Source organism: Streptomyces sp. NPDC001513, assembly GCF_042894695.1.
In the GTDB taxonomy this organism is placed as follows: domain Bacteria; phylum Actinomycetota; class Actinomycetes; order Streptomycetales; family Streptomycetaceae; genus Streptomyces.
Window position 1 is genome coordinate 236,408 of the sequence record NZ_JBIAVU010000001.1, and the last position, 25,834, is coordinate 262,241.

Annotated in this window: 24 protein-coding genes; 8 read left to right on the forward strand and 16 right to left on the reverse strand. The window is 72.7% G+C overall.

Annotated features, from left to right (window positions below):
* Window positions 1-124 precede the first annotated feature (124 nt).
* Window positions 125-748, reverse strand: a complete 624-nt coding sequence (locus tag ACFYZ4_RS01210) for a TetR/AcrR family transcriptional regulator (protein WP_390782629.1) — start codon at window positions 746-748, stop codon at window positions 125-127.
* A 97-nt stretch (window positions 749-845) separates the two neighbouring features.
* On the opposite strand from ACFYZ4_RS01210, the gene ACFYZ4_RS01215 reads away from it, so the two are divergent.
* Both ACFYZ4_RS01215 and ACFYZ4_RS01220 read left to right on the forward strand, forming a co-directional pair.
* Complete coding sequence (locus ACFYZ4_RS01215) at window positions 846-2,054, forward strand: FAD-dependent monooxygenase (RefSeq protein ID WP_390782630.1); 1,209 nt, start codon at window positions 846-848, stop codon at window positions 2,052-2,054.
* Window positions 2,055-2,093: 39 nt separating this feature from the next.
* On the forward strand, window positions 2,094-2,543 hold the full coding sequence (locus ACFYZ4_RS01220) for a nitroreductase family deazaflavin-dependent oxidoreductase (RefSeq protein ID WP_351302180.1): 450 nt from the start codon (window positions 2,094-2,096) through the stop codon (window positions 2,541-2,543).
* Window positions 2,544-2,567: 24 nt separating this feature from the next.
* Here the strand turns inward: ACFYZ4_RS01220 and ACFYZ4_RS01225 are convergent, their stop codons facing one another.
* The 5 genes from ACFYZ4_RS01225 to ACFYZ4_RS01245 form a co-directional block, all read right to left on the reverse strand.
* Complete coding sequence (locus tag ACFYZ4_RS01225) at window positions 2,568-3,473, reverse strand: alpha/beta fold hydrolase (protein ID WP_390782631.1); 906 nt, start codon at window positions 3,471-3,473, stop codon at window positions 2,568-2,570.
* A 10-nt stretch (window positions 3,474-3,483) separates the two neighbouring features.
* Window positions 3,484-5,055 carry a phytoene desaturase family protein gene (locus tag ACFYZ4_RS01230; RefSeq protein ID WP_390782632.1) on the reverse strand — a complete coding sequence of 524 codons (1,572 nt, stop codon included), beginning with the start codon at window positions 5,053-5,055 and terminating at the stop codon, window positions 3,484-3,486.
* Window positions 5,052-7,241 carry a tetratricopeptide repeat protein gene (locus ACFYZ4_RS01235; protein WP_390782633.1) on the reverse strand — a complete coding sequence of 730 codons (2,190 nt, stop codon included), beginning with the start codon at window positions 7,239-7,241 and terminating at the stop codon, window positions 5,052-5,054. Before ACFYZ4_RS01235 ends, ACFYZ4_RS01230 begins: the two co-directional genes overlap by 4 nt.
* Window positions 7,242-7,267: 26 nt before the next feature.
* Complete coding sequence (locus tag ACFYZ4_RS01240; protein WP_384343089.1) at window positions 7,268-8,161, reverse strand: oxygenase MpaB family protein; 894 nt, start codon at window positions 8,159-8,161, stop codon at window positions 7,268-7,270.
* Between the two features lie 245 nt (window positions 8,162-8,406).
* A complete protein-coding gene (locus ACFYZ4_RS01245) occupies window positions 8,407-9,801 on the reverse strand; it encodes a hypothetical protein (protein WP_390782634.1) in 1,395 nt (464 codons plus the stop codon).
* A 460-nt stretch (window positions 9,802-10,261) separates the two neighbouring features.
* Between ACFYZ4_RS01245 and nadE the strand changes: the two genes are divergently transcribed.
* Complete coding sequence (gene nadE / locus ACFYZ4_RS01250) at window positions 10,262-11,092, forward strand: ammonia-dependent NAD(+) synthetase (protein WP_390782635.1); 831 nt, start codon at window positions 10,262-10,264, stop codon at window positions 11,090-11,092.
* A gap of 52 nt (window positions 11,093-11,144) precedes the next feature.
* On the opposite strand, the gene ACFYZ4_RS01255 is transcribed toward nadE, so the two are convergent.
* From ACFYZ4_RS01255 to ACFYZ4_RS01285, 7 genes are all read right to left on the reverse strand, one after another.
* Window positions 11,145-12,551 carry a carotenoid oxygenase family protein gene (locus ACFYZ4_RS01255; protein WP_390782636.1) on the reverse strand — a complete coding sequence of 469 codons (1,407 nt, stop codon included), beginning with the start codon at window positions 12,549-12,551 and terminating at the stop codon, window positions 11,145-11,147.
* Between the two features lie 116 nt (window positions 12,552-12,667).
* Window positions 12,668-13,108 (reverse strand): SRPBCC family protein, encoded by a 441-nt coding sequence (locus tag ACFYZ4_RS01260; protein WP_390782637.1) that lies wholly within the window; start codon window positions 13,106-13,108, stop codon window positions 12,668-12,670.
* 53 nt (window positions 13,109-13,161) lie between these two features.
* A complete protein-coding gene (locus tag ACFYZ4_RS01265; RefSeq protein WP_390782638.1) occupies window positions 13,162-14,631 on the reverse strand; it encodes an MFS transporter in 1,470 nt (489 codons plus the stop codon).
* Window positions 14,632-14,738: 107 nt separating this feature from the next.
* Complete coding sequence (locus tag ACFYZ4_RS01270) at window positions 14,739-15,305, reverse strand: TetR/AcrR family transcriptional regulator (protein ID WP_390782639.1); 567 nt, start codon at window positions 15,303-15,305, stop codon at window positions 14,739-14,741.
* Between the two features lie 39 nt (window positions 15,306-15,344).
* Window positions 15,345-15,677, reverse strand: a complete 333-nt coding sequence (locus ACFYZ4_RS01275) for a hypothetical protein (protein WP_390782904.1) — start codon at window positions 15,675-15,677, stop codon at window positions 15,345-15,347.
* Between the two features lie 9 nt (window positions 15,678-15,686).
* Window positions 15,687-16,253: a hypothetical protein gene (locus tag ACFYZ4_RS01280; protein ID WP_390782640.1), complete on the reverse strand. Its 567-nt coding sequence runs from the start codon at window positions 16,251-16,253 to the stop codon at window positions 15,687-15,689.
* Between the two features lie 89 nt (window positions 16,254-16,342).
* Window positions 16,343-17,134, reverse strand: coding sequence for an SDR family oxidoreductase (locus tag ACFYZ4_RS01285; RefSeq protein WP_351289005.1), 792 nt, complete (start codon window positions 17,132-17,134; stop codon window positions 16,343-16,345).
* Between the two features lie 148 nt (window positions 17,135-17,282).
* Here ACFYZ4_RS01285 and ACFYZ4_RS01290 point away from each other — a divergent pair, with 148 nt between their 5' ends.
* Both ACFYZ4_RS01290 and ACFYZ4_RS01295 read left to right on the forward strand, forming a co-directional pair.
* Window positions 17,283-17,855 carry a TetR/AcrR family transcriptional regulator gene (locus ACFYZ4_RS01290; RefSeq protein WP_390782641.1) on the forward strand — a complete coding sequence of 191 codons (573 nt, stop codon included), beginning with the start codon at window positions 17,283-17,285 and terminating at the stop codon, window positions 17,853-17,855.
* Between the two features lie 59 nt (window positions 17,856-17,914).
* A complete protein-coding gene (locus tag ACFYZ4_RS01295) occupies window positions 17,915-18,829 on the forward strand; it encodes an ADP-ribosylglycohydrolase family protein (protein WP_390782642.1) in 915 nt (304 codons plus the stop codon).
* A 31-nt stretch (window positions 18,830-18,860) separates the two neighbouring features.
* On the opposite strand, the gene ACFYZ4_RS01300 is transcribed toward ACFYZ4_RS01295, so the two are convergent.
* From ACFYZ4_RS01300 to ACFYZ4_RS01310, 3 genes are all read right to left on the reverse strand, one after another.
* A complete protein-coding gene (locus ACFYZ4_RS01300; RefSeq protein WP_390782643.1) occupies window positions 18,861-20,336 on the reverse strand; it encodes a sialidase family protein in 1,476 nt (491 codons plus the stop codon).
* A gap of 316 nt (window positions 20,337-20,652) precedes the next feature.
* Window positions 20,653-20,859, reverse strand: coding sequence for a hypothetical protein (locus ACFYZ4_RS01305; protein ID WP_351288997.1), 207 nt, complete (start codon window positions 20,857-20,859; stop codon window positions 20,653-20,655).
* 177 nt (window positions 20,860-21,036) lie between these two features.
* Window positions 21,037-21,312 (reverse strand): hypothetical protein, encoded by a 276-nt coding sequence (locus ACFYZ4_RS01310; protein ID WP_351288995.1) that lies wholly within the window; start codon window positions 21,310-21,312, stop codon window positions 21,037-21,039.
* Between the two features lie 673 nt (window positions 21,313-21,985).
* Between ACFYZ4_RS01310 and ACFYZ4_RS01315 the strand changes: the two genes are divergently transcribed.
* The 3 genes from ACFYZ4_RS01315 (at window position 21,986) to ACFYZ4_RS01325 (ending at window position 25,770) form a co-directional block, all read left to right on the forward strand.
* Entirely contained in the window at window positions 21,986-22,198 is a 213-nt protein-coding gene (locus ACFYZ4_RS01315; protein WP_390782644.1) for a hypothetical protein, read from the forward strand.
* Between the two features lie 188 nt (window positions 22,199-22,386).
* Window positions 22,387-23,103 (forward strand): DUF6333 family protein, encoded by a 717-nt coding sequence (locus ACFYZ4_RS01320; RefSeq protein WP_390782645.1) that lies wholly within the window; start codon window positions 22,387-22,389, stop codon window positions 23,101-23,103.
* Window positions 23,104-23,313: 210 nt separating this feature from the next.
* Window positions 23,314-25,770 (forward strand): hypothetical protein, encoded by a 2,457-nt coding sequence (locus ACFYZ4_RS01325; RefSeq protein WP_390782646.1) that lies wholly within the window; start codon window positions 23,314-23,316, stop codon window positions 25,768-25,770.
* Window positions 25,771-25,834: the final 64 nt, after the last annotated feature.

Sequence of the window (25,834 nt, forward strand, 5' to 3'; positions counted from 1 at the left end):
ATCTGATGATCTTGGTCGATGCGGGCGGGGTCCGACTTGTCGGACACCGGCCCCCCGGCACCCGGAACCCAGAACCCAGAACCCGCCAGTGGCGGACCAGACAGAACGGGTGCCCGGCCGGATCCTAGCCGTGAGACGCGAGGGCCGCGTCGATCATCCGGCGCGCTACGGCGGCCAGTTCGGCCTGGTCCGGAGCCACGCGGGAGCGGGCCAAGGCGCCGGCCAGCCGGTCGTACAGCAGCCCGTCCGTCCAGGCGACGAGCAACTCGGCCGCCTCCTCGGGCCGCTCGGCCCCGAGGGCCGCGAGGACGCCCGAGGCCCGGGCTCGGGGGCCTTGACCCGCCCGGAGGAAATCCGCCTCCAGTGCGGGGTTGCGGGCCGCCTCCAGGCTGAGTTCGAAGCGGGCCAGCTGGCGCTCGCGCCCCACCGTCAGCCAGCGGTACAGCAGTCCGGCCAGCGCGGTGGCGGCCGCGTCCCGGTCGGGCACCGGGAGCACGGGCGGGGCCCCGCCTTCGACGTCACCGAGGTCACCGAGGTCCAGGTCGGCCAGCCGCTGGTAGCAGGCGGCGATCAGCGCCGTCCGCGTACGGAAGTAGTACGAGGTGCTGCCCGCCGGCAGCCCGGCCGCGCCGTCGACCGCGCGGTGGGTGAGGCCGCGGAGCCCGGTGGCGGCGACGAGGCCGATCGCGGTGTCGGCGATCAGGGTCCTGCGGTCCGGGGTGCGTGCGCGCTGGCGAGGGGTGGACATCCCCTCACTCTACAGCTGTAGAGTGAGGGCCCTCGGTCCTCTACGGATGTAGAGGACCGAGAAAAAGAGCGGAGCGAAGGAAAGAGGGGGATGCGTGATGTCGGCACTTCAGCGTGACGCGGTCGTGGCAGGCGCGGGGATCGGCGGGCTCACCGCGGCCGTGGCCCTGCACCGGCGGGGCTGGCGGGTCATCGTGTGCGAGCGGGCGCCCGGGCCGACCGCCGTCGGCGCCGGGATCGTCCTCGCCCCCAACGCCCTGCGCGCCTTCGACGCCATCGGCTTCGACATCACCCGCGCGGTGGGCCGGGCCGTCCCCGCCGCGATGGGCCTGCGCCGCGCGGACGGCCGCTGGCTGAGCCGCGCCGACACGGCCGCGCTCGCCGCCCGCTACGGCGGTCCGCCGCTCGCCGTGCACCGCTCGGCCCTCGCCGACGCCCTGGCCGCCGCGCTGCCCGAAGGCGCGATCCGGTACGGCGTCGCGGTCGACTCGGTGGACGACGCGGACGGGTCCCCGGTGGTCCGCACCTCGGACGGCGACCTCGGGGGCGCCGACCTGGTGCTGGCCGCCGACGGCATCCACAGCCCGCTCCGGCGCCGGTACTTCCCGGACCACCCCGGCCTCCGCTACAGCGGGGAGACCGCCTGGCGCACCGTCCTGCCCGCCGCCGGGGGCCGCGCCGAAGCGGTCACGGCCGAGACCTGGGGGCGCGGCGAGCGCTTCGGCGTCGTCCCGCTCGCCGACGGCCGTACGTACGTCTACGCCACCGCCGTCGCCCCCGAGGGCCACCGCCCCGCCGACGTCCGCACCGAGCTCCTGCGCCGCTACGGCGACTGGCACGACCCGATCCCTGCCCTGCTGGAGAGGATCGATCCGGCGGCCGTGCTCCAGCACGACCTGTACGACCTGGCGGCCCCGCTCCCCCGCTTCCACCACGGGCGCCTCGCCTGGCTCGGCGACGCCGCCCACGCCATGACGCCCAACCTGGGGCAGGGCGGCTGCCAGGCCATCGAGGACGCCGTCGTCCTCGCCCATCTGCTGGACGGGGCGGGCGGTACGGACGTGCCGGCCGCGCTCGCCGCGTACAGCCTGGCCCGCTGCGCACGCACCGACGCCATCCGCGTCCGCGCCCGCCGCGCGGGCCGGATCGCCGCCGTCACCCACCCGCTCGCCGTGGCCGTCCGCGATCTCGCCGTCCGCGCGACCCCGGCCCGTGCCGCGCACCGGGCGATGGACGCCCTCTTCGACGGATTCACCCTCCCGGGCGGAATCGACGGTGCGCCCGCGGGCGTTGGTACTGATTGGTGAGGTTCGTTGACTGTTCAACACGAAGGCAGGCGAAAGCGCATGACCAGCGTCATCGACTGGGACCACCCGACCGACCCGCGGCCGGGCAGCTGGCAGCTCGACCACGTCAAGCAGTACGTGGCGTCCAACGGCTCCGAGGGCCACGACTGGAACGGCACCCAGACCCTCCTGCTCACCACCGTGGGCCGGGTCTCGGGCAACCCCGTGCGCACCCCCCTCATCTACGGCGAGGCGGACGGCCGCTATCTGCTCGTCGCCTCCAAGGGTGGCGCCCCCGAGCACCCGCTCTGGTTCCGGAACCTGACCGCGCACCCCGAGGTCCGCGTTCAGGTCGGCGCCAAGATCGTCCAGGGCACGGCCCGCACCGCGACCGCCGAGGAGCGCGCCGCGTACTGGCCCGTGATGGTGAAGCACTGGCCCGCGTACGACGAGTACCAGACCAAGACGGACCGCGAGATCCCGATCGTGGTCATCGAGCCGCTCGCCTAGGCATCGCCGGGGGGCTCCGTCACCTCAGCGGCACAGGCGCGCCACCAGCTCCAGCTCGTCCCCCCACACGGCCACCTCCCGCGGGCCGATGTGGGGCGCGGGCAGGGACCGTACGCGGAAGCGGTTGCGCGGCGTCGTCTCGTCCGCCTCGCGGATCATCAGGTCCTGCAGCGCCGGCGGGATGGAGCGGTCCTCGGTGAAGCGCAGGAAGGTCCGCGGCACGCGTCCCCACGCCTCCGGGAGCCCCCGGGCGTCGGCGGCGCCGATCGCCGCGGACTCGTCCGGCTCCAGGGTGTTGAGGAGCGCGCGCACCTCGGCGTCCGGCAGGTCGCTGCCCAGCGCCTCCTTGGCCGCCGCGAGGAAGGCGGGGTCGCCCGAGTGCCAGTTGACGCGGTTGACCCCGAGCTCCGGCGGGGTCCGGACGGCGGTGAGCCGGAACAGGGCGCTGGTGGCCGCCTCCGGGGTGGCCATCAGCTGCGCCACCGACGCGTGTCGGGTCGGGCAGAAGGCCGACGCGTACACCAGGTGGGAGATCAGCTCGGGCACCCGGTTGGCGACCGCGTTCACCGTCACCCCGCCGAGGCTCTGCCCGACCAGGATCACGGGGCCGTTGCGGTGCACGGCACGCACGACGCCGACGACGTGCGACGCGCAGTCCGCCAGGGTCACCCCGGAGAGCGGCGAGGGCTCGGTGCGCAGCCGCTCCGGGTCCTGGGGGGTCTGGTAGGAGAGCGGGAAGTACGCGCCCGTCCCGTGCCCGGGCAGGTCCACCGCGACCGCCCGGTGCCCGCGCGTGCCGAGTTCGCGCAGGACGGGCGACCATCCGTGGGAGTTGCTCCCGGCGCCGTGGACGAGGACGAAGGTGGGCGCCCCGCGCCGCTGCGCGTCCTCCTGCGCGTCGGTCTGCACGCCGTCAGTTAAGTTACTCATGAGTAGAATCCTAGTGCCCGAGCACCGCCATCGCCGCGTTGTGTCCGGGGACCCCGCTGACGCCGCCGCCCCGGGCCGCGCCCGCACCGCACAGCAGTACGTTGCGGTGGGCCGTCTCCACGCCCCAGCGGCCGCCCCCGCCCGAGTCCGGGTCGGCGAACGGCCAGGACAGGTCGCGGTGGAAGATGTGCCCGCCGGGCAGCCGCAGTTCGCGCTCCAGGTCCAGCGGGGTCTTCGCCTCGATGCACGGGCGGCCGTCGGCGTCGAAGGCGAGGCAGTCGGTGAGCGGTTCGGCCAGGTGCGCGTCGAGCTGCGCGAGGGTGGCGGTCAGCAGCACCTCGCGGGCCTGGTGGTTGTCGTGGGCGAACAGCCGGGCCGGGGTGTGCAGGCCGAAGAGGGTGAGCGTCTGGTAGCCCTGCTCCACCAGCTCGGGTCCGAGGATCGTCGGGTCGGTCAGCGAGTGGCAGTAGATCTCCGAGGGCGGTACGGAGGGCAGTTCCCCGGACGCGGCCTCCGCGTGCGCCCGGGCGAGTTCGGCGTACCCCTCGGCGATGTGGAAGGTGCCGCCGAAGGCCTCGCGGGGGTCCACGGCCGTGTCCCGCAGCCGGGGCAGCCGGCGCAGCAGCATGTTGACCTTGAGCTGGGCGCCCTCGGGCGCCTCCTTCGCCGGTTCCTCGCCGAGGAGTTCGGCCAGGGCCCGCGGTGACGCGTTCACCAGCACCGTACTGCCGACGACCCGGCCCTCCCCCGTGGCCGTACGGAACACCACCTCGGCCGGAGCGATCCCGTCCGTGTCGATCCGCAGCACCTCGTGGCCGGTGGCGATCTCCGCCCCGGCGGACCGCGCGGCGGCGGCGAGGGCGTCCGTCAGGGCTCCCATGCCGCCGACCGGGACGTCCCAGTCCCCCGTCCCGCCGCCGATGACGTGGTAGAGGAAGCAGCGGTTCTGCGCGAGCGAGGGGTCGTGCGCGTCCGCGAAGGTGCCGATCAACCCGTCCGTGAGGACCACCCCGCGGACCAGGTCGTCGGCGAAGTGCCGCTCCACCGCCTGCCCGAGCGGCTCCTCGAACAGCATCCGCCACGCGGCCTCGTCGTCGATCCCGGCCCGCAGCTCCGCACGGGTGGGCAACGGCTCGGTCAGCGTGGGGAACACCTTCCGCGCCACCTGCCCGGTGGTCCCGTAGAAGGCGCGCCAGCTCTCGTACTCCCGGTCCGAGCCGGTCAGCCGGGCGAAGGACTCCCGGGTGCGCTGCTCGCCGCCGCCGACGAGCAGTCCGCCGGGCCGGCCGTCGCGTTCCACGGGCGTGTACGAGGAGATCGTCCGCCTGCGCACCGCGAACCGCAGGTCCAGATCGCGCACGATCTTCGCCGGGAGCAGCGAGACGAGGTACGAGTAGCGCGAGAGGCGGGCGTCGACGCCGGTGAAGGGGCGGCTGGAGATCGCCGCTCCGCCCGTGTTCCCGAGCCGTTCCAGGACGAGGACCGATCTGCCCGCCCTGGCCAGGTATGCGGCGGCCACGAGGCCGTTGTGCCCGCCGCCCACGATCACGTCGTCGTACACGTCCCGCCCGAAGGTCGTCATGGCTCTTGGTAACACACCTGGCCGAGCCGCTCCAGACAGTGGGCTTCGTCGGCGTGGGCCAGCGCCGTGTCGGGATGCTCGTCGCCCAGGGACCGTTCGCGGATTCCGGAGAGTTCCCGGTAGATCGGCAGGGCCTCGTCCCAGCGGCCCAGCCGGCCGAGCCCGACGGCGAGTTCCCGGCGGCTGACCAGGGTGTCCGGGTGCTCGACTCCGAGCACCTCGGCCCGTACGGCGCCCACCTGCCGGGCCTCGGTCACCGCCTCCTCCCAGCGCTCCAGGCGGCCCAGGTTGACCCCGAGGACGTGCCGGGCGCGCAGGGTCTCGGGGTCGGCGGCCCCGTAGGCGCGGGTGCGGTCGCGGACAAGGGCCCGGAACAGGTCGAGGGCCTGGGCGCTGTTCCCGGTGCGGCCGAGCGCGATGCCGACCTCGTAGCGGGCGGCCAGGGTGTCGGGGTGGTCGCGGCCGAGCACCCGCTCCCGTACGGCGGCGACCTCGTGGAAGCCGGCCAGGGCCTCGTGCCAGCGCTCCAGGCGGCCGAGCGCGTACGCCGCCTCGTACCGGGTCAGCAGCGTGTCCGCGTGCTCGGGGCCCAGGACGGCGGCCCGGTCGGCGGCGACCGCGACGGCGGTGGCGTGGGCGTCCGCGAACCGGCCCAGCGCGCCCAGGGCGCAGGCCAGGTTGTGGCGGCAGCGCAGGGTGTCGGGGTGGAGCGGGCCCGTGGTCCGCTCGCGGGCGACGAGCACCGCGCGGTAGGTGTCGTACGCCTCCTGGTGGCGGCCGAGCCGGCCCAGCTCGTACGCCGTCTCCTGGCGCGCGGCGAGGGTGTCGGCGTGGTCCGGGCCGAGTTCCCGCGCGCGCCCCGCGGCCACGGCCGTGTACACGGCGAGCGCTTCCTCGGGCCGGCCCGAGCGGCTGAGGGCGTAGGCGCGCGTGTGGCCGGCGGCGAGGGCGTCGGGGCCGGATTCCCGGGGGCCGGGGCCGCGCGGGACGCCGTACGCCACGGTCAGGCGCGGGTCTTCGGTGGGCTCGGGGCGGACGATGCGGACGCCGGGGCCCACGGCGGGCTGCCCGCCGCTCGGACGGAGGACGGGGTTCTCGGCGCTCGCACGGACGGCGGGGTTTCCGCCGCTCGCACGGACGGCGTGGTTCTCGGCGCTCGTGCGAGCGGCGGGCAGCCCTCCGCCGGGGCGGGCGGCGGTCCAGGACCCGGTGAGCACGGCCCATTCCCCGCTCGCGGGGCGGGCGTCGATACCGGCCTTGCGCCCGGCGGTCATCCCGCGGGCCCACGCCGGGAGCGGGGCCTGGGCGCCGGGCAGCCCGCCCGGTCCCAGCCGGGCCTCGACGAGCCGGCGGTGCACGTGGCGGGCGTCCCCGGGCCGGTCCTCGGGGCGCTTGGCGAGCAGGTCCAGGACCACCCGCTCGAAGGAGACGGGCAGTTCGGGGCGGTGCTCGCGCAGCGGCACGGGCGGGGTGTCGCGGTGGCCGACCAGCACGGACCAGGAGTCGCCGAGGTCGAAGGGCGGGGCACCGGTGGCGATCTCGTAGAGCACGCAGCCGAGGGAGTAGAGGTCGCTGCGGTGGTCGACCTCGCCGCCGGCGATCTGCTCGGGCGACATGTAGTGCGGGGTGCCCATGGCCATGCCGCCGCCGGTCAGCTTGGCGGTGAAGCCGATGTCGTGGGCGAGGCGGGCGATGCCGAAGTCGCAGATCTTCACCGTGCCGTCGGTGAGCCGCATGATGTTGGCCGGCTTCAGGTCGCGGTGCACGACGCCCTGGTCGTGGGTGTAGCCGAGGGCGGCGGCCATCTGCTCGGCGATGTCGACGACGACGTCCACGGGGAGCGGCCGGGTCTCGTTGTCCTCCAGGAGCTGGCTGAGGTTGCGGCCTTCGAGGAGCTCCATGACCAGGTAGAGGGGACCGCCGGCGGCACTGTCGTCGCCGAAGTCGTGGACGACCGTGACACCACGGTGCTGGAGGGAGGCAGCCACGCGCGCCTCGCGCCGGAACCGCTCGCGCAGCACCTGGGTGAAGTGGGCGTCCTGCTCGGCGCCGATCGGCTTGAGGCACTTCACCGCGACCTGCCGGCCCAGCGATTCGTCGCGGGCGCGCCACACCTCGCCCATGCCGCCGCGCCCGATCAGATCGAGCGACCGGTACCGGCCCTGGATCAGTCTGGACTCCGCCATGTCTTAAAGCCGCCCCCGTTGTCGTGCTACGCCCTCCCCGGCCGGTCCAGTATGGCCGCTGATGTACGCAGTGTGTACGGCGAGGGGCGGCTCCCGGGGCCCATGCGGCGCATCGCTTTCAAGATGTGACCTGGAGGCAGCTTCCAGCGCAGACCTGCGGGAATGCTGCGCAACACGCGTCCGGTGAGGCGCAGGCGCCGGGAGGTGCTGCGCGGGGCCGGTGCGGGTCGCCCGTACAGCTGGTGCGCCCAGCCGGGGAGGGAACCGTACGCGAGGCCGGCGAGCGGGCGCCACAGCAGGTTTCGGCCAGGCACGAGGAGCGGGTGGATCGGCGGGGCGCGCAGGAAGTCGTCCACGGCGTGCGCGTCGGGGCCGGCGGCGAGCTCGGGGCGGATCCGCTCGAAGTAGGCGGCGAGCCCGGCGGTGTCGGCGGGCACGCCGGCCGGGTCGAGGCCGACGAGGCGGGCGTTGACGCGGTTCTCGTCGACGTAGCGGTCGGCCTGGGCGGCGGTGAGGCGGACGCCGGAGCGGCGCAGGACGTGCAGGAAGCTGTCTACCTGCGCGCAGTGGATCCACAGGAGCAGGGTGGGGTCGTCGACGGGGAAGCGGTCGCCGGTGCCGGGATCGGTGGCCGAGAGCTTGCGGTGGATCGCGCGGACCCGGCTGCCGGCGCGCTCGGCGGCCTCGGTGGTGTCGTAGGTGAGGGTGCCGACGAAGTCGGCGGTGCGCAGCAGCCGGCCCCAGGCGTCCCGGCGGAAGTCCGAGTTCTCCATGACTCCGCGGACGGCGCGCGGGTGGAGGGCCTGGAGGTAGAGCGCCCGGACGCCGGCGATCCACATCATCGGGTCGCCGTGGCAGTGCCAGGTGACGGACGCCGGGCCGTACAGCCCCGGATCGGCGTCGGCCACGGGTCCGGCCACGGGTCCGGGCCCGGGTTGCGGTACGGGTCCTGGCGCGGGTCCCGGTTTCGGTTCTGGTGCGCGTCCCCGCTCCGGTTCTGGTGCGGTCGCGGTGTCACCCATCCCGTACCTCCCCGTCGCAGGCGCCCGGCGGTCCCAGCCTACCGATCCGGGTCCCGTCAGGGGGGTGTCGCGCGGGACGCCGCGGCCTCGGTCGCCGAGACCGCGGTCCCCGCCTTCCGACGAGACGGACTTCGGGTCGGGACTCAGCGGCCGAGGACCCGGGTGGTCGCCTGGTCGCTGTCGTTCCTCCTGTTCCGGTCCGGGATCGCGGAGGTCACGGCGGCCTTGGCCGTGACGGCGGGCCGCTGGGTGGCCCGCACCGTGACGTGGAAGACGCGCAGCTGTCCGGCACCCAGGGCCTCGACGCGCCAGGTCAGCGGGGTGGGGGTGCGGCGGTCGGCGCCGGCGGGCGCGTCCGCGACGGCCACCCCGCGCGGCAGGGTCAGGGTCACGGCGAGGTCCGCCGCCGCGAAGGGCCCCTTGTTGGTCACCGTGACGTCGTAGGTGTACTCGGCGCCGGCGCGTACGGAGGCCGGTGCGCTCAGCCGGACCGCCAGGTCGGCCCGGGGCGGACCGGCATCGAGCTCCAGCCGTCCGACGCGGTCGCCGCCGATCTCGGTGAACCACATGGCGGCGTCCGGCCCCGCGGTGATGCGGACCGGGAGGCTGCCCGGGTGGGGCAGCGGGTACCGCGCGAAGTCCCCGTCGGGGGTGATCCGGCCGATCCCGTCGGTGAGCTGCTCGGTGAACCACAGGTTGCCGTCGGGACCGGCGGCGATCCCGTCCGGGCCGCTGTCGGCGTCCGGCAGCGGGTACTCGGTGATGACGCCGGCCGTGCTGATCCTGCCGATCCGGTTGCCGAAGAGCTCCGTGAACCACAGGTTCCCGTCGGGCCCGGCGGTGATGACGTCCGGGCCGCTGTCGGCGTTGGGCAGCGGGTACTCGGTGATCTTGCCCTTGGGGGTGATCCTCCCGATCCGGTTGCCGGAGATCTCGGTGAACCACAGGTTCCCGTCAGGCCCGGTCACGAGGGACTCCGGGCCGCTGCCCGGGTTCGGCAGGGGGTACTCGGTGATCTTCCCGGTGGGGGTGATCCGGCCGATCCGGTCACCGGGGTCCTCGGTGAACCAGAGGTTCCCGTCGGGCCCCGTGGTGATGGCGAACGGTGTGCCGCTGCCGGCGGGCAGGTCGTACTCGGTGATCAGGCCCGCCGTGGTGATGTTCCCGATCCGGCGGCTGATGTCGGTGAACCACAGCTTGCCGTCGGGCCCGGCGGTGATCCCGATGGGGCTGGTGTCGTCGCCGGGCAGCTGGTATTCGGTCAGGTCCCCGGTGGGGGTGATCCGGGCGATCTTCCTGATGCCCTGCTCGGTGAACCAGAGGTTCCCGTCGGATCCCGTGGTGATGTCGCCGGGGAAGCTGCCGACCGTGGGGAGCGGGTACTCGGTGATGTCCCCGGCGTCGGCGCGGGCGGGGGCCGAGGCCACGGGCAGGCTGATCAGGCTGAGGAGCAGGGCGGCGGCCAGCTGGAACGCCCGGTGCGGGCGGCGGCGTCGGCGGGTCCGGGGCAGGGAGCCGCACGGGGTGCGTGGGGGCATCGGGAGGCAGACCTTTCGGCCGGAGGTCGGGGGCAGGTTCGGGGGGCAGGTTCGGGGGCAGGCCCGCCATCGGGGCGAGACCTCACCGGCGGGTCCGGGCACTGTCGGGCGGCGCTCGAGGTCGCGACAGCGGTGCGCTGCCGTATGCCGGGGGGCATGCGCACTGCGCAGCGTAGGACCCCGGGTGACGGCATGTCAGTCACCACTGGGCCAACAGGCTGACGGCCGGACGAGTAGGCCGTGCGCCGGCCCGCGGCGCCGGGACCCCCCAAGCCGGGATGCGCGCAGCCGGGGAGCCCGTGCGGGGCGCCCGTGCCGGGGCCGCGCTCACCTGGCCGGATGCCCCGAGCATGCGGTCGCGGTCGTCCTCTAGAGTGCTTCCGTCCCCCATCCACGCGCCCGTGGCACCGGCCCTGCGGCGCGCCCCGACCCCGCCCACGGGCCCGACCGAGGAGCAGCCGTGACCGACCTGGCGTCCATACCCCTGCAGCAGGAGATCGCCCGGGATCTCCAGGTGAGTGCGTCCTTCGACGTACAGCAGGAGATCGAGCGCCGGGTGGCCTTCCTGGCCGGCCAGCTGACCTCCACGGGCCTGCGCTCCCTGGTACTGGGCATCAGCGGAGGCGTGGACTCCACCACCGCGGGCCGGCTGTGCCAGCTCGCCGTCGAGCGGGTCCGTGCCGCCGGGCAGGACGCGACGTTCTTCGCGATGCGGCTGCCGTACGGCACCCAGGCCGACGAGGCGGACGCGCAGCTGGCGCTGGAGTTCATCGGGCCCGACCAGGTCCTGACCGTCGACGTGAAGGCCTCAAGCGACGCGGCGCTGGAGGCGGTACTGGCGGGCGGCACGGTCTTCCGCGACGCGCACCACCAGGACTTCGTGCACGGCAACATCAAGGCCCGGCAGCGCATGATCGCCCAGTACGCGGTGGCGGGCGCCCACGAGGGCCTGGTCGTCGGCACCGACCACGCCGCCGAGGCGGTCTCCGGTTTCTTCACGAAGTTCGGCGACGGCGCGGCCGACGTGGTGCCGCTCACCGGCCTCACCAAGCGGCGCGTACGGGCCTTGTCCCAGGCTCTGGGCGCGCCCGCCGGCCTGACCGTGAAGACCCCGACCGCGGACCTGGAGACGTTGAAGCCGGGCCGGCCCGACGAGGAGGCGCTCGGCGTCACGTACGACGACATCGACGACCTCCTCGAAGGCAAGCCCGTCGGCGAGGCCGCCTATGCGGCCATCACCCACCGCTACCGCCTCACCGAGCACAAGCGACAGCTCCCGATCGCCCCCTGAGACGGCGCCGGGCCCCGGGGGTGGAGTCCCCCGGGGCCACGGCCGCCGGCGTTCAGCTGTCAGAGCCGGCGAAGTCGCTGTCGAGGTCGCCGTCGGGGTTGCCGTCCAGGTCGCTGTCGGGGATCCAGGAGCCGTGGATGCCGCCGGTGACCCGGCGCGGCAGGTGGACGGTGGCGATCCGGTCCAGCCCGGAGGCGTCGAGGACCAGGAGCTGGGAGGCGTCCTGCTTGAGGTCGGAGACGACGGTCAGCAGGTAGCCGTCGTCCTCGCGGGTGGCCCCGGCGGCGGGGACGAACACGGCCTCGCTGGGAAGGCGGGCGTCGCCGGCCTCGTGGATGTGCCGGGCGCCGGTGGTGCGGTCGTACTTGACGATGCCGTAGCCGTCGCGGCCTTCCTGGTCAGGGAAGGAGACCGCGTACTGGTAGCGGTGCTCGGCGCCGAGGAACTCCTCGTTGAGCGTGGGGAATTCGATGGCGAGGTCGTCGATGACCTGCTCGTCCACGCGGCCCGCGGCGAGGTCGACGACCCAGCGACGGTTGAAGGAGCGGGTGTTGGGCTCGGCGCCGCGTCCGGGCGCGCCGACCCACCAGTTCCACGAGAGCCGGAAGCCCTCCCGGTCCACGGTCGGCCCCTCCAGCACGATCCGGCCGCGGGCGTCCTCGTAGGCGTTGGCGGCGTGCAGCATGCTGCCCGGCTCGATGAGGAACCAGCGCGTCTTCGCCGCGCCCTGCGGGCCGCGGGGCATGACGCCGATGCGGGCCGGCTGCGCTTCGTTCCAGCCGTAGGGGATGCCGGAGTGCTCGGTGGGATCGAAGGTGACGGTGCCCTCGAAGAAGACCACGTGGTTGCGGGTGAGGGCGAAGTCGTGCTTGAGGGAGGCGGTCGCTCCCGGAACCTCGGCGCTGTGGCTGATCTGCCCCTTGGCGTCGGCCACGTAGTACGTGAGGAACGGCGGGAACGGCGAGGAGCCGAAGAAGTGGAGCTCGCCGGTGACCGGGTCCTCCTTGGGGTGTGCGGTCATCGCGCCGGTCAGCTTGCCGTCGAAGTCGTAGGCGCCGACGGTGTCGAGGTCCCGGGTGAGCTCGAAGGGCAGGTTCGCCTCGCACAGGGCCAGGAGACGCCCCCCGTGCTCGATGACGTGCGTGCCGGCGGTACTGGCGGTCAGGTCGGGGCCGCGATCGGTCATGTACGGGGCGCCGTCGAGGGCGGGAGTGTGCACCCAGCGGTTGCGGTACCACTCGGCGCGGCCCTCGCGAAGCCGGATGCCGTGGACCATGCCGCTGCCCTTGAACCAGTGGGTGGGGGTCACGCCGGGCTTGGGGTTGTGGCTGTTGCGGATCAGCCGGCCGGTCAGCTCGGGGGGCAGGGAGCCCTCGACGGTCAGCTCGGTGGCGGTGATCTCGTCGACGGCCGGGGTGTAGTGGCCGGTCAGGTACGGCTTCGGGGCGGTGGTGACCATGGCGGGAACCTCGCTTTGCGTGACGGTGAGGGTGATCGGGGTCGGTTCTGGTGCTGGTGCTCGGGCAGGCGCTCGGGCCGGCTTCGCGGGCGGGACGGGCGGGACGGGCTGCCGGGTCAGGCGGCCTGCTCGGCGCGGGCCTTGAGCGCGGCGAGCCAGGCGGTCAGTGAGTCGTGCAGGGCCTGGCCGAGCTCGGCGGGCGCGGCGTCGACGGGGGCGCCGCTCCAGGACTCTTCGGTGCGGACGGTCACCTGACTGCCGGTCTGTTCGAAGGTCCACACGTGGATGCCCTCGATGCCGTTGGCCGGGCCGCCCCAGACCAGCCGCTCACCGGGGACGATCTCCCGGACGGTGGAGGTGATGTCCAGCCCGTGCGTCTTCCAGCTGAAGGAGTTCCCCGGCAGCAGCGGGCCGTCGAGTTCGGCCTGGTCGACGTGGGCGTTCCAGCTGGGCCAGGCGTCGATGTCGGTGTGCAGGGCCCAGATCCGCTCCAGCGGGGCGTCGATCACGGTGGACAGGCGGACGATGGCGGGAGCGGTCTCGTCGATGGTGAACACGGCTGTTCTTCCTCTCGGTTGGTGTGCTGTCGGTGGTGCGTACGGCCGGATGGTCAGCGGCAGCCGTCGGCAGCGGGCTGCGGGGCGTGGTCGGGGGATGTCTTGTCGGTCGCCGTGGAGGGGGCGGCGGCGGTGCGGCGGGTGAGGAGGGGGGCGAGGGCGGCGGCGGCCACGAGGACGGCGGCGGAGACGCCGAAGGCGGTGCGGTAACCGGCGGTGAGCGCTTCAAGCTGCGGCTGATGGGCGGCCGCGTGGGTGGTGACGGTGCCCGCGAGGGTGGCCAGGACGGCGAGGCCGATGGCTCCGCCGACCTGCCGGGAGGTGTTCACCAGGCCGCCGGCCAGCCCGGCGTCCTGGCGGGGGACGCCCTCCACGGACAGGGCGGTGAGCTGGACGAAGGCGATGCTCAGGCCCAGGCCGATGAGGATGCCGGGGCCGAGGAGGTCGACGAGGTAGCTGCCGTCCGCGCTGATCCGGGACAGCCAGAGCAGTCCGGCGGCCTCGGTCAGCAGGGCTCCGGTCACCGTCGCGGTGGCTCCGATCCGGCGGGAGATCCGTGGGGCGAGGGCGGAGCCGAGCATGTTGGCCGCGGCGAGGGGGAGTTGGCCGAGGCCGGTGACCAGCGGGCTGGAGCCGAGGACCTGCTGCTGGTAGAGCGGCAGGAAGAAGAACAGGGCGATCCACACCGAGCCGAGCAGTGCCATCAGCGCGTTGCCCACGGTGACGCGGCCGGCGCGGAACAGCCTCGGCGGCAGCAGCGGATTCGGGTGGCGGCGCTCGACGAGGACGAACGCGGCCAGCAGCACGGCGGCGAGGGCGAAGGCCCCGAGGACGGCGGTGTCCGTCCAGCCCGAGCGGCGGGCGGTGGTCAGGCCCCACACCAGGGCGGTCAGCGCGAGGGTGACGGTGGTGGTGCCGGGCAGGTCGAACCGGCCGCTGCCGGTGACCGGGGTCCGCGGCACGCTCATCGCGGTGCCGGCGAGGACCGGCAGGATGCCGATGGCGACGGCGAAGAAGATCCACTGCCAGCCCCACGCCTGGGTGAGGACCCCGCCGAGCAGGACCCCGGCGGCGCCTCCCGCGCCGGACACCGCACCCCACACGCCAAGTGCCCTCCCCCGCCCGGATCCCGGCGGGAACAGGTCCATCACCAGGGCCAGCGCCGCCGGGGCGATCGCCGCCGCGCCCAGGCCCTGTACCGCACGGGCCGCGATCAGGACCGGGGAGGAGACGGCCAGCCCGGCCGCCAGAGAGGCGGCCCCGAACACCGCGAGCCCCGCGATCAGCACCCGGCGCCGGCCGAGGAGGTCGGCCGCCCGCCCGCCGGCCAGCAGCAGCGCGCCGAAGGCCAGGCCGTAGGCGTTGACCACCCACGTCGTGCCGCTGTCGGAGAGCCCGACGCCGGCGCGGATCTGCGGCAGGGCCACGTTCACGATCGAGGTGGCGAGCATGACCGTGAACTGCGCCCCCGCCAAAGCTGCGAGCGCCGCTCCGGGGTTCCGGGTGGTGGCGGTGATCCTCACGCGATCCTCCTTGAGTGGTTAACCACTCACACTTGACGCCTAAGAAAAGGCGGGGCTGGTGCCCCGCCGACGGGCCCGACCGCGCGGCGACGCGGCGACTCCGGACCTCAGTAGTGCGTGATGCCCGCGGACAGCGTGCGGATCCAGGGGGCGTCCACCTCGTCGGCCCCCATGGAGACGATGAGGTGGCACAGCATGCCGAGCGCGAAGAACTGCTGGACCTGCTCCTCGGTGCCACCGGAGGCGCCGCGGACGTACTCCACCACCCGGGCGTAGCCCTGCCGGACCACCTCGCGCACGGCCGGCTCCGAGACGGCCGCGGCCTGGGCGTGCAGCTGGATCAGCATCAGGTCGTTGTCCTTGATCAGCAGCGCGTACGCATCCCCCATGGCCTCCAGCACCACCTCGGCGGAGCTGCCCTTCGCCTCGGCCGCCGCCCGCTCCAGACCGGCCCGGACCTGCACGAAGCAGTGCTCGACCACCGCGGTGAACAGCTGCTCCTTGCTCGGGAACAGGCGGTAGACGTACGCCTGCGAGATGCCGGCCGCCTTCGCCACCTCGGTCGTGGTGGTGCCCCAGTAGCCGCGCGCCGCGAAGGCGCCGATGGCGGTGCGCAGCACCGTCTCGCGGCGCTCTTCGGCGGTGGACAGCTTCCGGGGGTGTTCGTTCGTCATGTGAGTACTCAACCACTCACACTCTTGCGTGTCAACGCCTCAGCCCCTGCTCGCCCCTGCCGGCCGGCGCCGGCCCCGGCAGGACGCATGCCACCCCACGCCCCATCGGGGTGGCGCTCGGCGTGGAAGAGCACGCGCCGCTCCACGTCGTACGGAGGCAGTAGGGCGGGGTGGAACCGGCCCAGGCGCAGTGCGTCCGGAACGGCGGGCGCCGACAGCCTGGTGGCGCGGGACGATTCCGCGCCAGGTCACCCCGGTGGAGCTGGTGTTGTGGTCGGAGGTGGCGATGAAGTGCAGCCCCTCCTGGCGGGCGGCCGCCACGATCTCGTCCACCGTGCGCTTCCCGTCGGAGTGCACGGAGTGCAGGTGCAGGTCACCCCGCTACCAGCCGGGCCCGCGCCCCGCCACCGAGGCCGACAGGAGGTCGTACGGGGCCCGGGGCAGCGGATCTCCGTGGTGCAGGGTGACGTCGACCTGCCAGGCCATGCCGCCGGCGGCGCCGACCATCGGCCCCAGGATGACGAACCAGCCGCCGGGCTCGACGGGCCCGGGGACGTAGCCGGGGGTGGCGTCCGCCCCGGAGAGGGTGAACCCGGCCCGTTCGCCGCCCGACCAGCCGCGGAACCCGGACGGGCCGAAGATCCCGAGGTCCAGGATGCCGGCGGCGGCGTCGTGGGAGGTGGAGACGGAGATCCGCTGCACTCCGGCGGGGACGTCGAAGGCGACGTACGCCCACTGGTCGTTGCCGTACGGGGAGTGCCCCTTGTAGGTGGTGGTCTCCGTGCCGGTCCCCTGACCCCTGGTCCTGGCGTACACGACCGGCGCGGGAACCAGCGCGGCGGCGCCGCCCGCGGCGAGCATGGCCCCCAATCGGAGCAGGGACCGGCGCTCGACACCCAGGCCGGGGGCGGGGTCGGGCGCCGGGCAGGGGAGGTGTTCACTCGGCACAGCCGTGCTCTCCTTCACGTGAAGTGACAGGGAAGACGTGCGGATGCGATGAGGTACGGAGGGGCGGGACGTACGGGTGCGATGGCGTCCTAGCGGCGTGAGCGCTGGGCCTCGACGATCTGGCGTACGGAGCCGTCGACGTCCGCCCGGGCCTGGATCCGCTCGGCGAATCCGGGGAACTGCCCGGCGATGGCGCTCAGCAGCCGCAGCTCCAGCGGCGCCACGTTGACCTCGCACCGGTCGCGCCGGACGGCTCGTACGACGCCGTCGGCGACCTGGCCGGGTGTGACGGTCCTGATGCCGTTCGGGGTGGCGGCGCCGGTGGCCGCGAACATCCCGGCGTCGCGGACGAAGCCGGGCTGGACCAGTGACACTCCCACCCCCGTGCCCCTGAGCTCCTGGCGCAGGGCGAGGGCGAATCCGCGCAGCCCGAACTTCGTCGCGTTGTACAGGGAGGTCGACTTGGTCGCCGCCTTGCCGGAGATGGAACCGACCAGCACGATGTGGCCGCGGCCGCGGGCCACCATGTGTGCCGCGAGCAGCTGTGACAGCAGCACGGGGGCGCGCAGGTTGACGTCGAGGGCGCGGTCGAGCTGCTCCTCGGTGTAGTCCAGCAGGTTGCCGCTGGCGGGCAGGGCCGCGTTGGCGACGAGGATGTCCGTATCGGCGCAGCTCTCGGCGAGGCCGACGACGTCGGCCCGGACGGCCAGGTCGGCGACCACGGTGCGGGCACCGCAGGCCTCCGCGGTGGCCTTGAGGGCCTCCGCCCGCCGCCCGGTGACCGTGAGACGGGCCCCCTGCGCGGTCAGGCGTGAGGCCAGGGCGGAGCCGATGCCTCCGGTGGCCCCGGTGAGCAGAACGTTCGATCCGGATATGTCCACGACGACTCCCGTGACTCCCGCGCGACGGCACTCTTCTGTTCGTTCGAACGAACAGTAGGGATCGCACTGCCCCCTGTCCACACCGCGGACGCCCCAACTCCCCTTCCCCGCCGGGGCCGACACGCATCCGATGGGGCAGAATGCGGACATGCCCCATGCTTCCGACACCCGCCAGAGCATCATCGACGCCGTGCTGCGGATCATCGGGCAGGACGGCATCGCCGCCGTCACCAACCGGAGGATCGCCAAGGAGGCGGCCGTCTCCCTCGGGTCCGTCACCTACCACTTCGCCACCCAGCACGAGCTGTTGCGCGAGAGCCTGCTGCACTTCGTGGCCGAGGAGACCCGCCACTTCACGGCGCTCGCCGACGCGTGCTCCGACGACCGCTTCGACATCGGGCAGGCGGCCGAGGTGGTGGCGCAGGTCGCGGGCGGCAACGCCTTCGACAGCCGGCACATCGCGCCGTTCGAGCTGTACGTCCAGGCCGGCCGCGACGAACGGCTGCGCGTCGCCGCGGCCGAGTGCTTCGCCGCCTACGACCTGCTGGCCACCCGGGTCCTGACCCAACTCGGCGTACCGGACCCCGAACGCCTGGCGGGCGTGGCCGTCGCCCTGGTCTTCGGCCAGCAGCTGCGCCGCCTGGCCACCGGCGCCCCCGCCGCGGACCTCGTCGACACCCTGCTGGTCCTCACGCAGTTCGCCCCGGCGCAGACCCCGTAGCCGAGCCCCCACCCCAAACAGAGGTGCCGGGCGTGCCGTCGCCTTGTGATACTGCTCCGATGATCAACCTGCCTGCCGCCGCGCTGGATTCGTTGTCCGGGCTCGCCTTCGGCGATGCCTTCGGTGACCGCTGGTTCGGCATCCTGCGCCGCGAAGGGCCGGCAGCCCTGGAGGCGCGGACCCCGCCCCCGGAGCCGCTGTGGAGGTGGAGCGACGACACCGCCCAGGCGCTCGTTCTCGTCCGGGAACTCGCCGAGGGCGGCGGCAGCGTCGACCAGGACCGCCTCGCCCTGCGCCTCGCCGCGGCCTACGCCGACGACACGCACCGCGGCTACGGAGCCTCGATGCACGACGTCCTCCGCCGGATCGGCGCGGGCGAGCCCTGGCGGGAGGTGGTCGCCGGGCAGTTCGACGGCCAGGGCTCGTGGGGCAACGGCGCGGCCATGCGCGTCGCCCCGCTCGGCGCCTGGCACGCCGCCGACCTCGACACCGTCGTCGAGCAGGCCGCCCGCCAGAGCACGGTCTCGCACCACCACCCGGAGGCGGTCGCCGGGGCGGTGGCGGTGGCCGTGGCCGCGGCACTGGCCACGCGCAGCCGGGGCGGGCCCGCCCCGGCCCGCCCGGACTTCCTCGGAGCGGTCGCCGCACGACTCCCCGACAGCGACGTCCGGTCGGGGGTGCGCGTCGCGGCCCGGATGCCGGCACGCACCTCGCTCCGGCACGCCGCGGAGGTCCTGGGCTCCGGCTACCGGATGTCCGGTCCCGACACCGTTCCGTACGCCCTCTGGTGCGCGGCGGGACACCTCGACGACCTGCACGAGGGCCTGTGGTTCACCGTCGCCGGACGCGGCGACATCGACACGACCTGCGCCATCGCGGGCGGGGTCATCGCCGCCCGCACGGGCGTCACCGCCCTCCCGCCCGCCTGGCACACAGCCCGCGAACCACTGCCCCCGATCGGGCCGGAGTGGTGACTCCCGCACGGGGCCACGTCCGTGACGCCGGTCAGTGGGTGGTGCGGAAGCTGCCGGTGTACACGTCCGTACGGTTCTGTGGTGCGCCGGAGTTGGTCTCGGTGAGCACGGCCCGTACTCCCTCGCCGTCTGCCACCAGGCCTTGGTAGTCGCCGAGGAAGTAGCCCCCGGCGAACGGTGCCTGCAGCCAGTCGAAGATCCGCGAGATGCGCCGCTCGGTCAGGCGCTGCGGGTCCCCGTGCGGCAGGGTGGCCAGTTGGTAGGCGGTGGGCAGGGTGGTGGTGTCACCCGGCTTGAGGAAGCGCAGGTCGTAGTAGGTGAGTGCGACCGTGCCCCGCTCGTCGACCGCGATCGACGGGGAGAAGGCCGGCACGTCCTTCGGGCTGATCAGCTCCGGGGCTCCCCACGTGCGTCCGCCGTCGGTGGAGCGCACCAGCTGAACGGAGTCGAACCTGCCGCCGGAGAAGTCCGAGCCCTCGTACGCCATGTAGAGCGTGCCCGTCTTCGGGTCGATGGCCGGGCTGGGCAGAGTGGACCCGGCGCGCAGCAGTGTGGCGGGGTCGTTCGGGTCGACCTCCGGTACGGAGGTGTCCCGGGCCACGGGGACCGGGGCGCTCCAGGTGTCTCCGGCGTCGGTCGAGGTGACCACCTCGTAGCGTGCTTCGACGACGGTGCTCAGGTCCTCGGAGTAGGTGATCCGGTCGAAGAAGTCGTACAGGGTGCCGGTGCGCCGGTCGACGACGATCTGATGGCCGATGGTCTGGGTGTTGGGCACGGTGCCGGTGTCGACGAACGGCCGGGCCTCGCTCCAGGTGCGGCCGCCGTCGCGGGTGAGGGAGATGTAGCCGGGACCGTCGAGGGAGCTGGGGCCGGGCGGGTCGTTGTCGAGGCGGTTCCAGACCTGGTAGGCGGTGCCCTTGCGGATCGGGTCGGCGGTGAGCGAGGGCTTGTCGTTGAAGAACGGTTGCTCGTCGACGTGCGTGGTGGTGACGTTGCGCCAGGTGCGGCCGCCGTCGCGGGAGGTGGCGGCCAGGAGGCCGGTGCGCGTGCTCTTGACGAAGTCGACGCCCTCGCCGCTCGCGTAGACGGTGCCGTCCGGTCCGGTGCTCACCCAGGGGTCGGTGGCCCGTTCGAAGTCCGCGCCACCCGGGGCGCAGAGGCTGAACGGCAGCGTGCTGCCGTGGTAGGTGTGGCCGTCCGTGGTCCAGGCGGCCGCCAGGCCGCGGGCACCGCCGTCACTCCAGCGGTCCTGCTGGAACACGGTGACCACGCGCTTCGAGTCGCGCGGATCGACGGAGAGGTACGGCTCGACCTCGGTGCCCGGATAGACGACGCTGTCGGGAGAGATCGCGCCGATGGTGCAGTCCGCGTACGGGTCGCCTTGGGACACCTTGACCAGCGGTGTGCCGTCGGGGTTCCGGTCTGCTGCGGCGGGACTCGCGCCGGTGACCGTGACGAGCAGGAGCGCGGCGGTGGTGACGGCGGTCAGGGGCAGCGAGACGCGCATACGGGATCTCCTCCGGGCCTGTCGGCTGGGACACGGGACCGCCGTCATCGGGGCGGCCCGGGGCGCGGAGGCGTACCGGAACGCGAGGGTGGGGCGACTCCGCCTGATCCTTTTCGGCCTTGCGGGCGATGCCCTTGATGGGCCGAACGACGGAGTCGTCCCCTGGGTCGTCCCCGGAGTCGTCGAGGGCACGACGGAGCCGACCGGCGGGTGCACCGTGCCGGTCGGCTCGTTGGTCGTGCGGTTGTCGTGCTGTTGTCGTGCTGTTGTCGTGCTGTTAAGGCGCCGTCTCGCAGGTCAGGTCACCGGAGGGGGCTCAAGTGATCGTCTGCGATGTCCCGTCAGGCAGCGAGCAGGTATAGCCGGCGTAGGGGCGTGCGACGATCTGTCCGCCGGCGGCCGTGCACTCGTCTCTGGTGATGTTCGGAGACGAGGCGGCACCGGCGCTGACAGCCCCGATGGCGCTCGCGCCCGCAAGGGTTGCCGCGGCCAGGGCGAGGCCCAGGATTCTTCGCATGCGCATGACTTCCTCCTCCTCTCAGGCGCCTTCGTTCGGCCTTCGGGAAGGACAAGTCTCAAGACGACGGCGCCCTCCTACTCAGCATGGGCGCTCCGCATGAACCCCGCGAGGTCGGGCCGGGCGCCGCGCACGGGCGGTGACTGCCCGGACCCGGAGAGGCATGACGTCAGCGACCTCGCTCTAACGCGGTTCGTGGGCCGCCGCGCGGCAGGCACCGGCCGCGGCGCCGCCCGCCACTCCGGCCTCGGTCAGCCCGGTCACACAACTCTGCTGGTCTCCGACCACGCCACGGCTGCAGGCCGATGTGACGGAGTCGGAAGCGGTGGCACCGGCCAGTTCGGCCATCCGCGTGCAGGCGGGGATGTCCGCCTGGACGGCGGGAGCGGCGAGGACCGCACCGCCGAGGGCGAGGGTCAGGCCGGTGAGGGCACCGGCGATACGGGTCGACGTGCGCATGGGACGCACCTGCCTTCCGGGTTGGTCGCGCGGCCGTAGCCCCGGCGGGCCGGCCCTCACTCCAGCGTCGCACCCTCTCCCCCACCCGTCCTGGGCACCGGGGAGCTTCGCACGCTTCCGAAAGATTTCACGCACTCCGAGGGAACCTTTCGCGCGGACGGCTCCTCAACAGGGCGACGGATTCCCTCGCCGACGTAGGAGGACTCCTCTTGTCGCCCTGCTCCTCACCACCGTCGGCTTCGTCCCCGCTCACTCCCGCCGGCCCCGCCACCTGCTCCTCCGCGTCGGCACCCTGGCCGTGGCCGCAGGCCTCTCGCTGCGCGCCTTGGCAGGGATCTACTGGCTATTCGATCCGCACCGTGCTGATGCTGCGTGACGTCGAGGGCCTGGACGAACGCACCGCCGCCGCCTTGCTGGGCGTGCGCACAGGCACCGTCAAGACAGGTCATGCCCGACACGGAGCGGCTGCGCGTCGTCCGTCGGCAGGAGCAGCCGATCGAGACGGCTCGCACGGGCACGTTTCCGCAGGTGGACACGGCTCTCAGCAGCGGGCCGGTTGCGGACGCCGCCCCCTCCGGAACCGTCACCCGCACGGCCCGACATGACGTGCCACCCCCATGGGTGAGAAGCTGAACAGTGCCCCAAGAGAGGCAATCCGCGAAAGGGGAACCGAATGCGCATTCGACGAATCTTCGCCGCCGTCATCGCGACGGCAGCCCTCGCCGGACTCGGCCTCACAGGCGCCGCCACCGCCACCGCCGCCACACAGAGCGTCCCATCCGTTGTCACCCCCTCTGAGTGCAAGCAGGGCGGCGGAACGCCCGCGATCAATGAGGACGGCAACTACTGCAAGGGCGGTACGCGCGACGGGGAGCAGGTCGACTAAACCCCACAAGGCGCCCCACAGCCACGCGCCGCGGGGCGCTCCCGCACGAGCGAAGCCACCGACCGCCGCGAACAGCGCGTCAACGGCCGCCGGATCAGGCTGCGCTTGGGCCTCACGCAATGCCACGCTGCACAATCGAACGCCCAGTAACGGCGCTTCTGTCATCGCCGGCCATTACGGTGGCCCGCATGAACGAGAACACCTACTGGACCTCTGCGCCGGACCGCCTCGTGCGCGGCTCGATGAGTCTGTGTCACCTGACAGTGTTCGAGGCGCCCTTCAACGTCGACGCCCGCAGCCTGCCCCCCAACGACCCTGCGCGCGCACGCGCGTTCGTCGAGTCGTTCGAGGGCATCGAGGCCGTCCTGGAGGACCTCGGGCCGCGCTCCGCGCAGACCCCGCTCCCCTCCGCAGCACGGTCCGATCTGGACATCGTGCACGCTGCCGCGTGGGGCGGCATGTTGAGCATCGCGACTCCCGCATTCGCGACCGACGGCAACGACGAGCCGCTCCGGTCGGCCGCGAAGGAGTTGCGGGTGCGGTTCCCGGATGCGCGGATCGTGGGACGGGTCTCCTACCACGGGGGGATGGAGCACACCGAGAACATCGTGTGGTTGCCGGACGGAACGATGTTCCACGCATCGGGATGGCCGGATGACGAGCCGTTCGTCGTCTCGGGCGATCCGCGTGCGGTGATCGCGTCCCTGGATCTCAGAGGGTGGATGGTGGACAACGCCGGCGTCGACCTGGGCGTGCCCGCGAACGAGGTCTACTGGCCCGGCCTGGGGGGCTTGGCGCTCGGGCAGTCGGATCCCTGGGGGTGGGATGAGCTGGAGACGACGGCGTTCCGTGTGCGGCACTCCGAGGCCGCGGTCAGGGATATGGAGAGCTTGTACTTCGTCTAGGCGCAAGCCGGCGGGCGCCCCCGGGGCCGAGGGCCGCGATGCGTGAACTGGCGCCCCAGACAATGGTGTTGATGCTGCGTCGACACGCTTTAACTCGTCTTTGCTTGTGGTGGGTGGGGGTTATGGTGGCCGGGTGGCGCGTACATGTCACGGGGGCCCACGCGCCGCCCACACCCCCTCAGGCCCCACCGGAGAGGGAAAGACGAGCTCTTGAACAAACACATCCGAATACCGTCCAAGTGGCGCTTCGCGGCCAGGTTAACGGCCGCTGTCGGCCTGACATTCGCGATCGTCACCACCGGCCTCCAGGCAGTCGAGGCCGCACCACCGAAGCTGCCGCCGGTCTCGGCGAAGATGAAGGCGGGATCCGGGAAGCGCTGCGACACCCGCAACGGCCTCCCGACCGCCCCGACGACACCGCCGGACTCCGGGTTCCCCGACAACCCGACCGGGAACCTGTACAAGGACACCGCCCTCCCCAAGAACTTCGAGTTCGACCTTCCGGGGCAGGCGTACGACGGCCTTCAGACACCGACGGCCGCCCAGAAGACCGAGGCCCTGTCCAAGGTCCCCGGGGACCTGGACAAGAACGTCGAGGCGTGGAAGAAGATCGCCAACACGTCGGGGAAGCCTGCGGACCGGGCGATGGAGATCTACGCCCGGTACTTCGCGAACAAGGAGAACCTGGGGTTCAAGCACTGGTTCGACAAGCGGTACATCCGCAACCAGATCAACAACCACAAGGGCTCGGGCTTCGAACGGCAGCTCGTCAAGGACTACAAGCTGATCGGCCCGGACTGGCTGTGCGAGGTCACCGTCGAGCTGTTCGACAAGAACGGCGACAAGGTCGGCGAGCGCCGGTACGACGCCTACAACCAGAAGAGCAAGGAGTTCAACGAGTTCAAGTCGAACTCGAAGCTGACGGCGAAGCAGCTTGCGAACGACCGGGTCGTCGCCAAGTCGCTGCCCGACCACAAGTTCCGCTTCACCGGCGCGAAGCCCTTCACCAAGGGCCAGGCCAAGCTCATCGACGACCTGGAGCGCGACGTCCGCAATATGCGGAACGGGCAGACCGGGCAGGTGCGCGGAAACCAGCGCATGTACAACCCGGTGCCCAAGACCACCCCGATCCAGGGGTATTCGGACCATCAGCGGTGGTTCGCGCCCGCCTGCCAGACCGGCACGACGCAGCTTTCGGCGGCCGGCGCCAACACGTGCGGCACCCGCGGACCCGCCAACGACCGGGCCCTGTCCTCCGGGAAGACCCTGGAAGAGGCGAAGCGCTATCAGCGGGACGCCAACCGCCTCGACCCGAGGGGCACCCTCCCCAGGGGCGGCCCGGGCGGCGTCGACTTCACCACCATGGAACTCCGGTACGTCGGCGGCCTCGAAAAGGGCAAGGGCATGAGCTTCTCCATGCGCGCCGACCAGATGCCCGACCCGGACAACAACCCCGGCTTCGGCGGCGAAGCCCGGATGCAGCTCTCCTCCGACGCCCTGTTCACCTGGCTCGCCCTGACCCCCGAAAAGTTCTGGGTCAACCTGAATCCGGACCAGCCGGACAAGGTCATGGACGCCAAGTTCGGCAAGACCGACGCCGGCCGCGTCCTCCTCGACGCCGACCTGGTCATGAAGCACGACTTCTCCGAGGCCCTGAACCCCGACAAGCATCCCGGGGGCAAGCTGTACTGGGACACCGCGCCGCGCCGCAACGGCATCCCCTGCTTCCCCGGTACCCGCTTCTGGATCGAGCCCGACGAGGCCAAGGTCCGCGAGCAGGACGGCGGGATCTACATCCTCGAATCGCCGATGGACGTCTCCGCCGAGTGGCTGGACGTCGACTACACCGTCCCCGGCTCCACCGAATGCACCGACCTCTCGGACGCCGAGAAGAAGGCCATCGAACGCTCGGTCAACGCCAACATCGTCCCGGTCATCCAGGAGCGAGTGAACAAGGACCCCAAGTACGCCGAGCTACGCGCCGTCTACAACGCCCGCGTCGCCGCCGAGTACATCCGTCAGCAGGACGCCAAGTCCCCGACGGACTTCCACGACATCATCAACTCCAACGACGTCTCCGCCTGGCCGATCCGCGCTCCGCATGAGGACTGGACCCGCGAAAAGGTCTGGGACACGTACATGCAGTCCATCAAGGAGGGCATCGAGTGGTTCGAGCTGGAGTACGGCGGCAAGCTCTATAAGCAGGGCGTCGGCGGCGTCGACTTCTCCAAGCAGCCCAAGCAGAACATCCCCAAGGCCGAGTTCGACACCAAGAACCGGGACCTGGACAACACCACCGTCAACTCCGGCAAGTCCGATGACACCTCCTACCGGGACCTCGACACCTTGTACCTCGGCGGAGGCCCGGTCACAGACGGCAGCGGCGAGGACCCGGGCGGCGAAGATCCCGGCGGCGACCCCACCCCGACACCGACCCCGTCGGGCACCGGCAAGCCGACCAACCCCCCGACGACCCCGGCCCCGGACCCCACGAACCCCGGCGGCGGTGACAACACGCCGCCCACACCGGAGGACCCCGACGGCGACCTCGCCGACACCGGCTCCCACACACCGGTGGGCCTGATCGCCGGTCTCGCCGCGGCCCTGGCAGCGGCCGGCGTCACCCTGACGTGGTGGATGCGGCGCCGCCGCACCGCGCAGGAGTAACCCGACCAGGCAGTCACGTCACACAGTGAAGGGCTCCACCCGTACGCACGCACCGGGTGGAGCC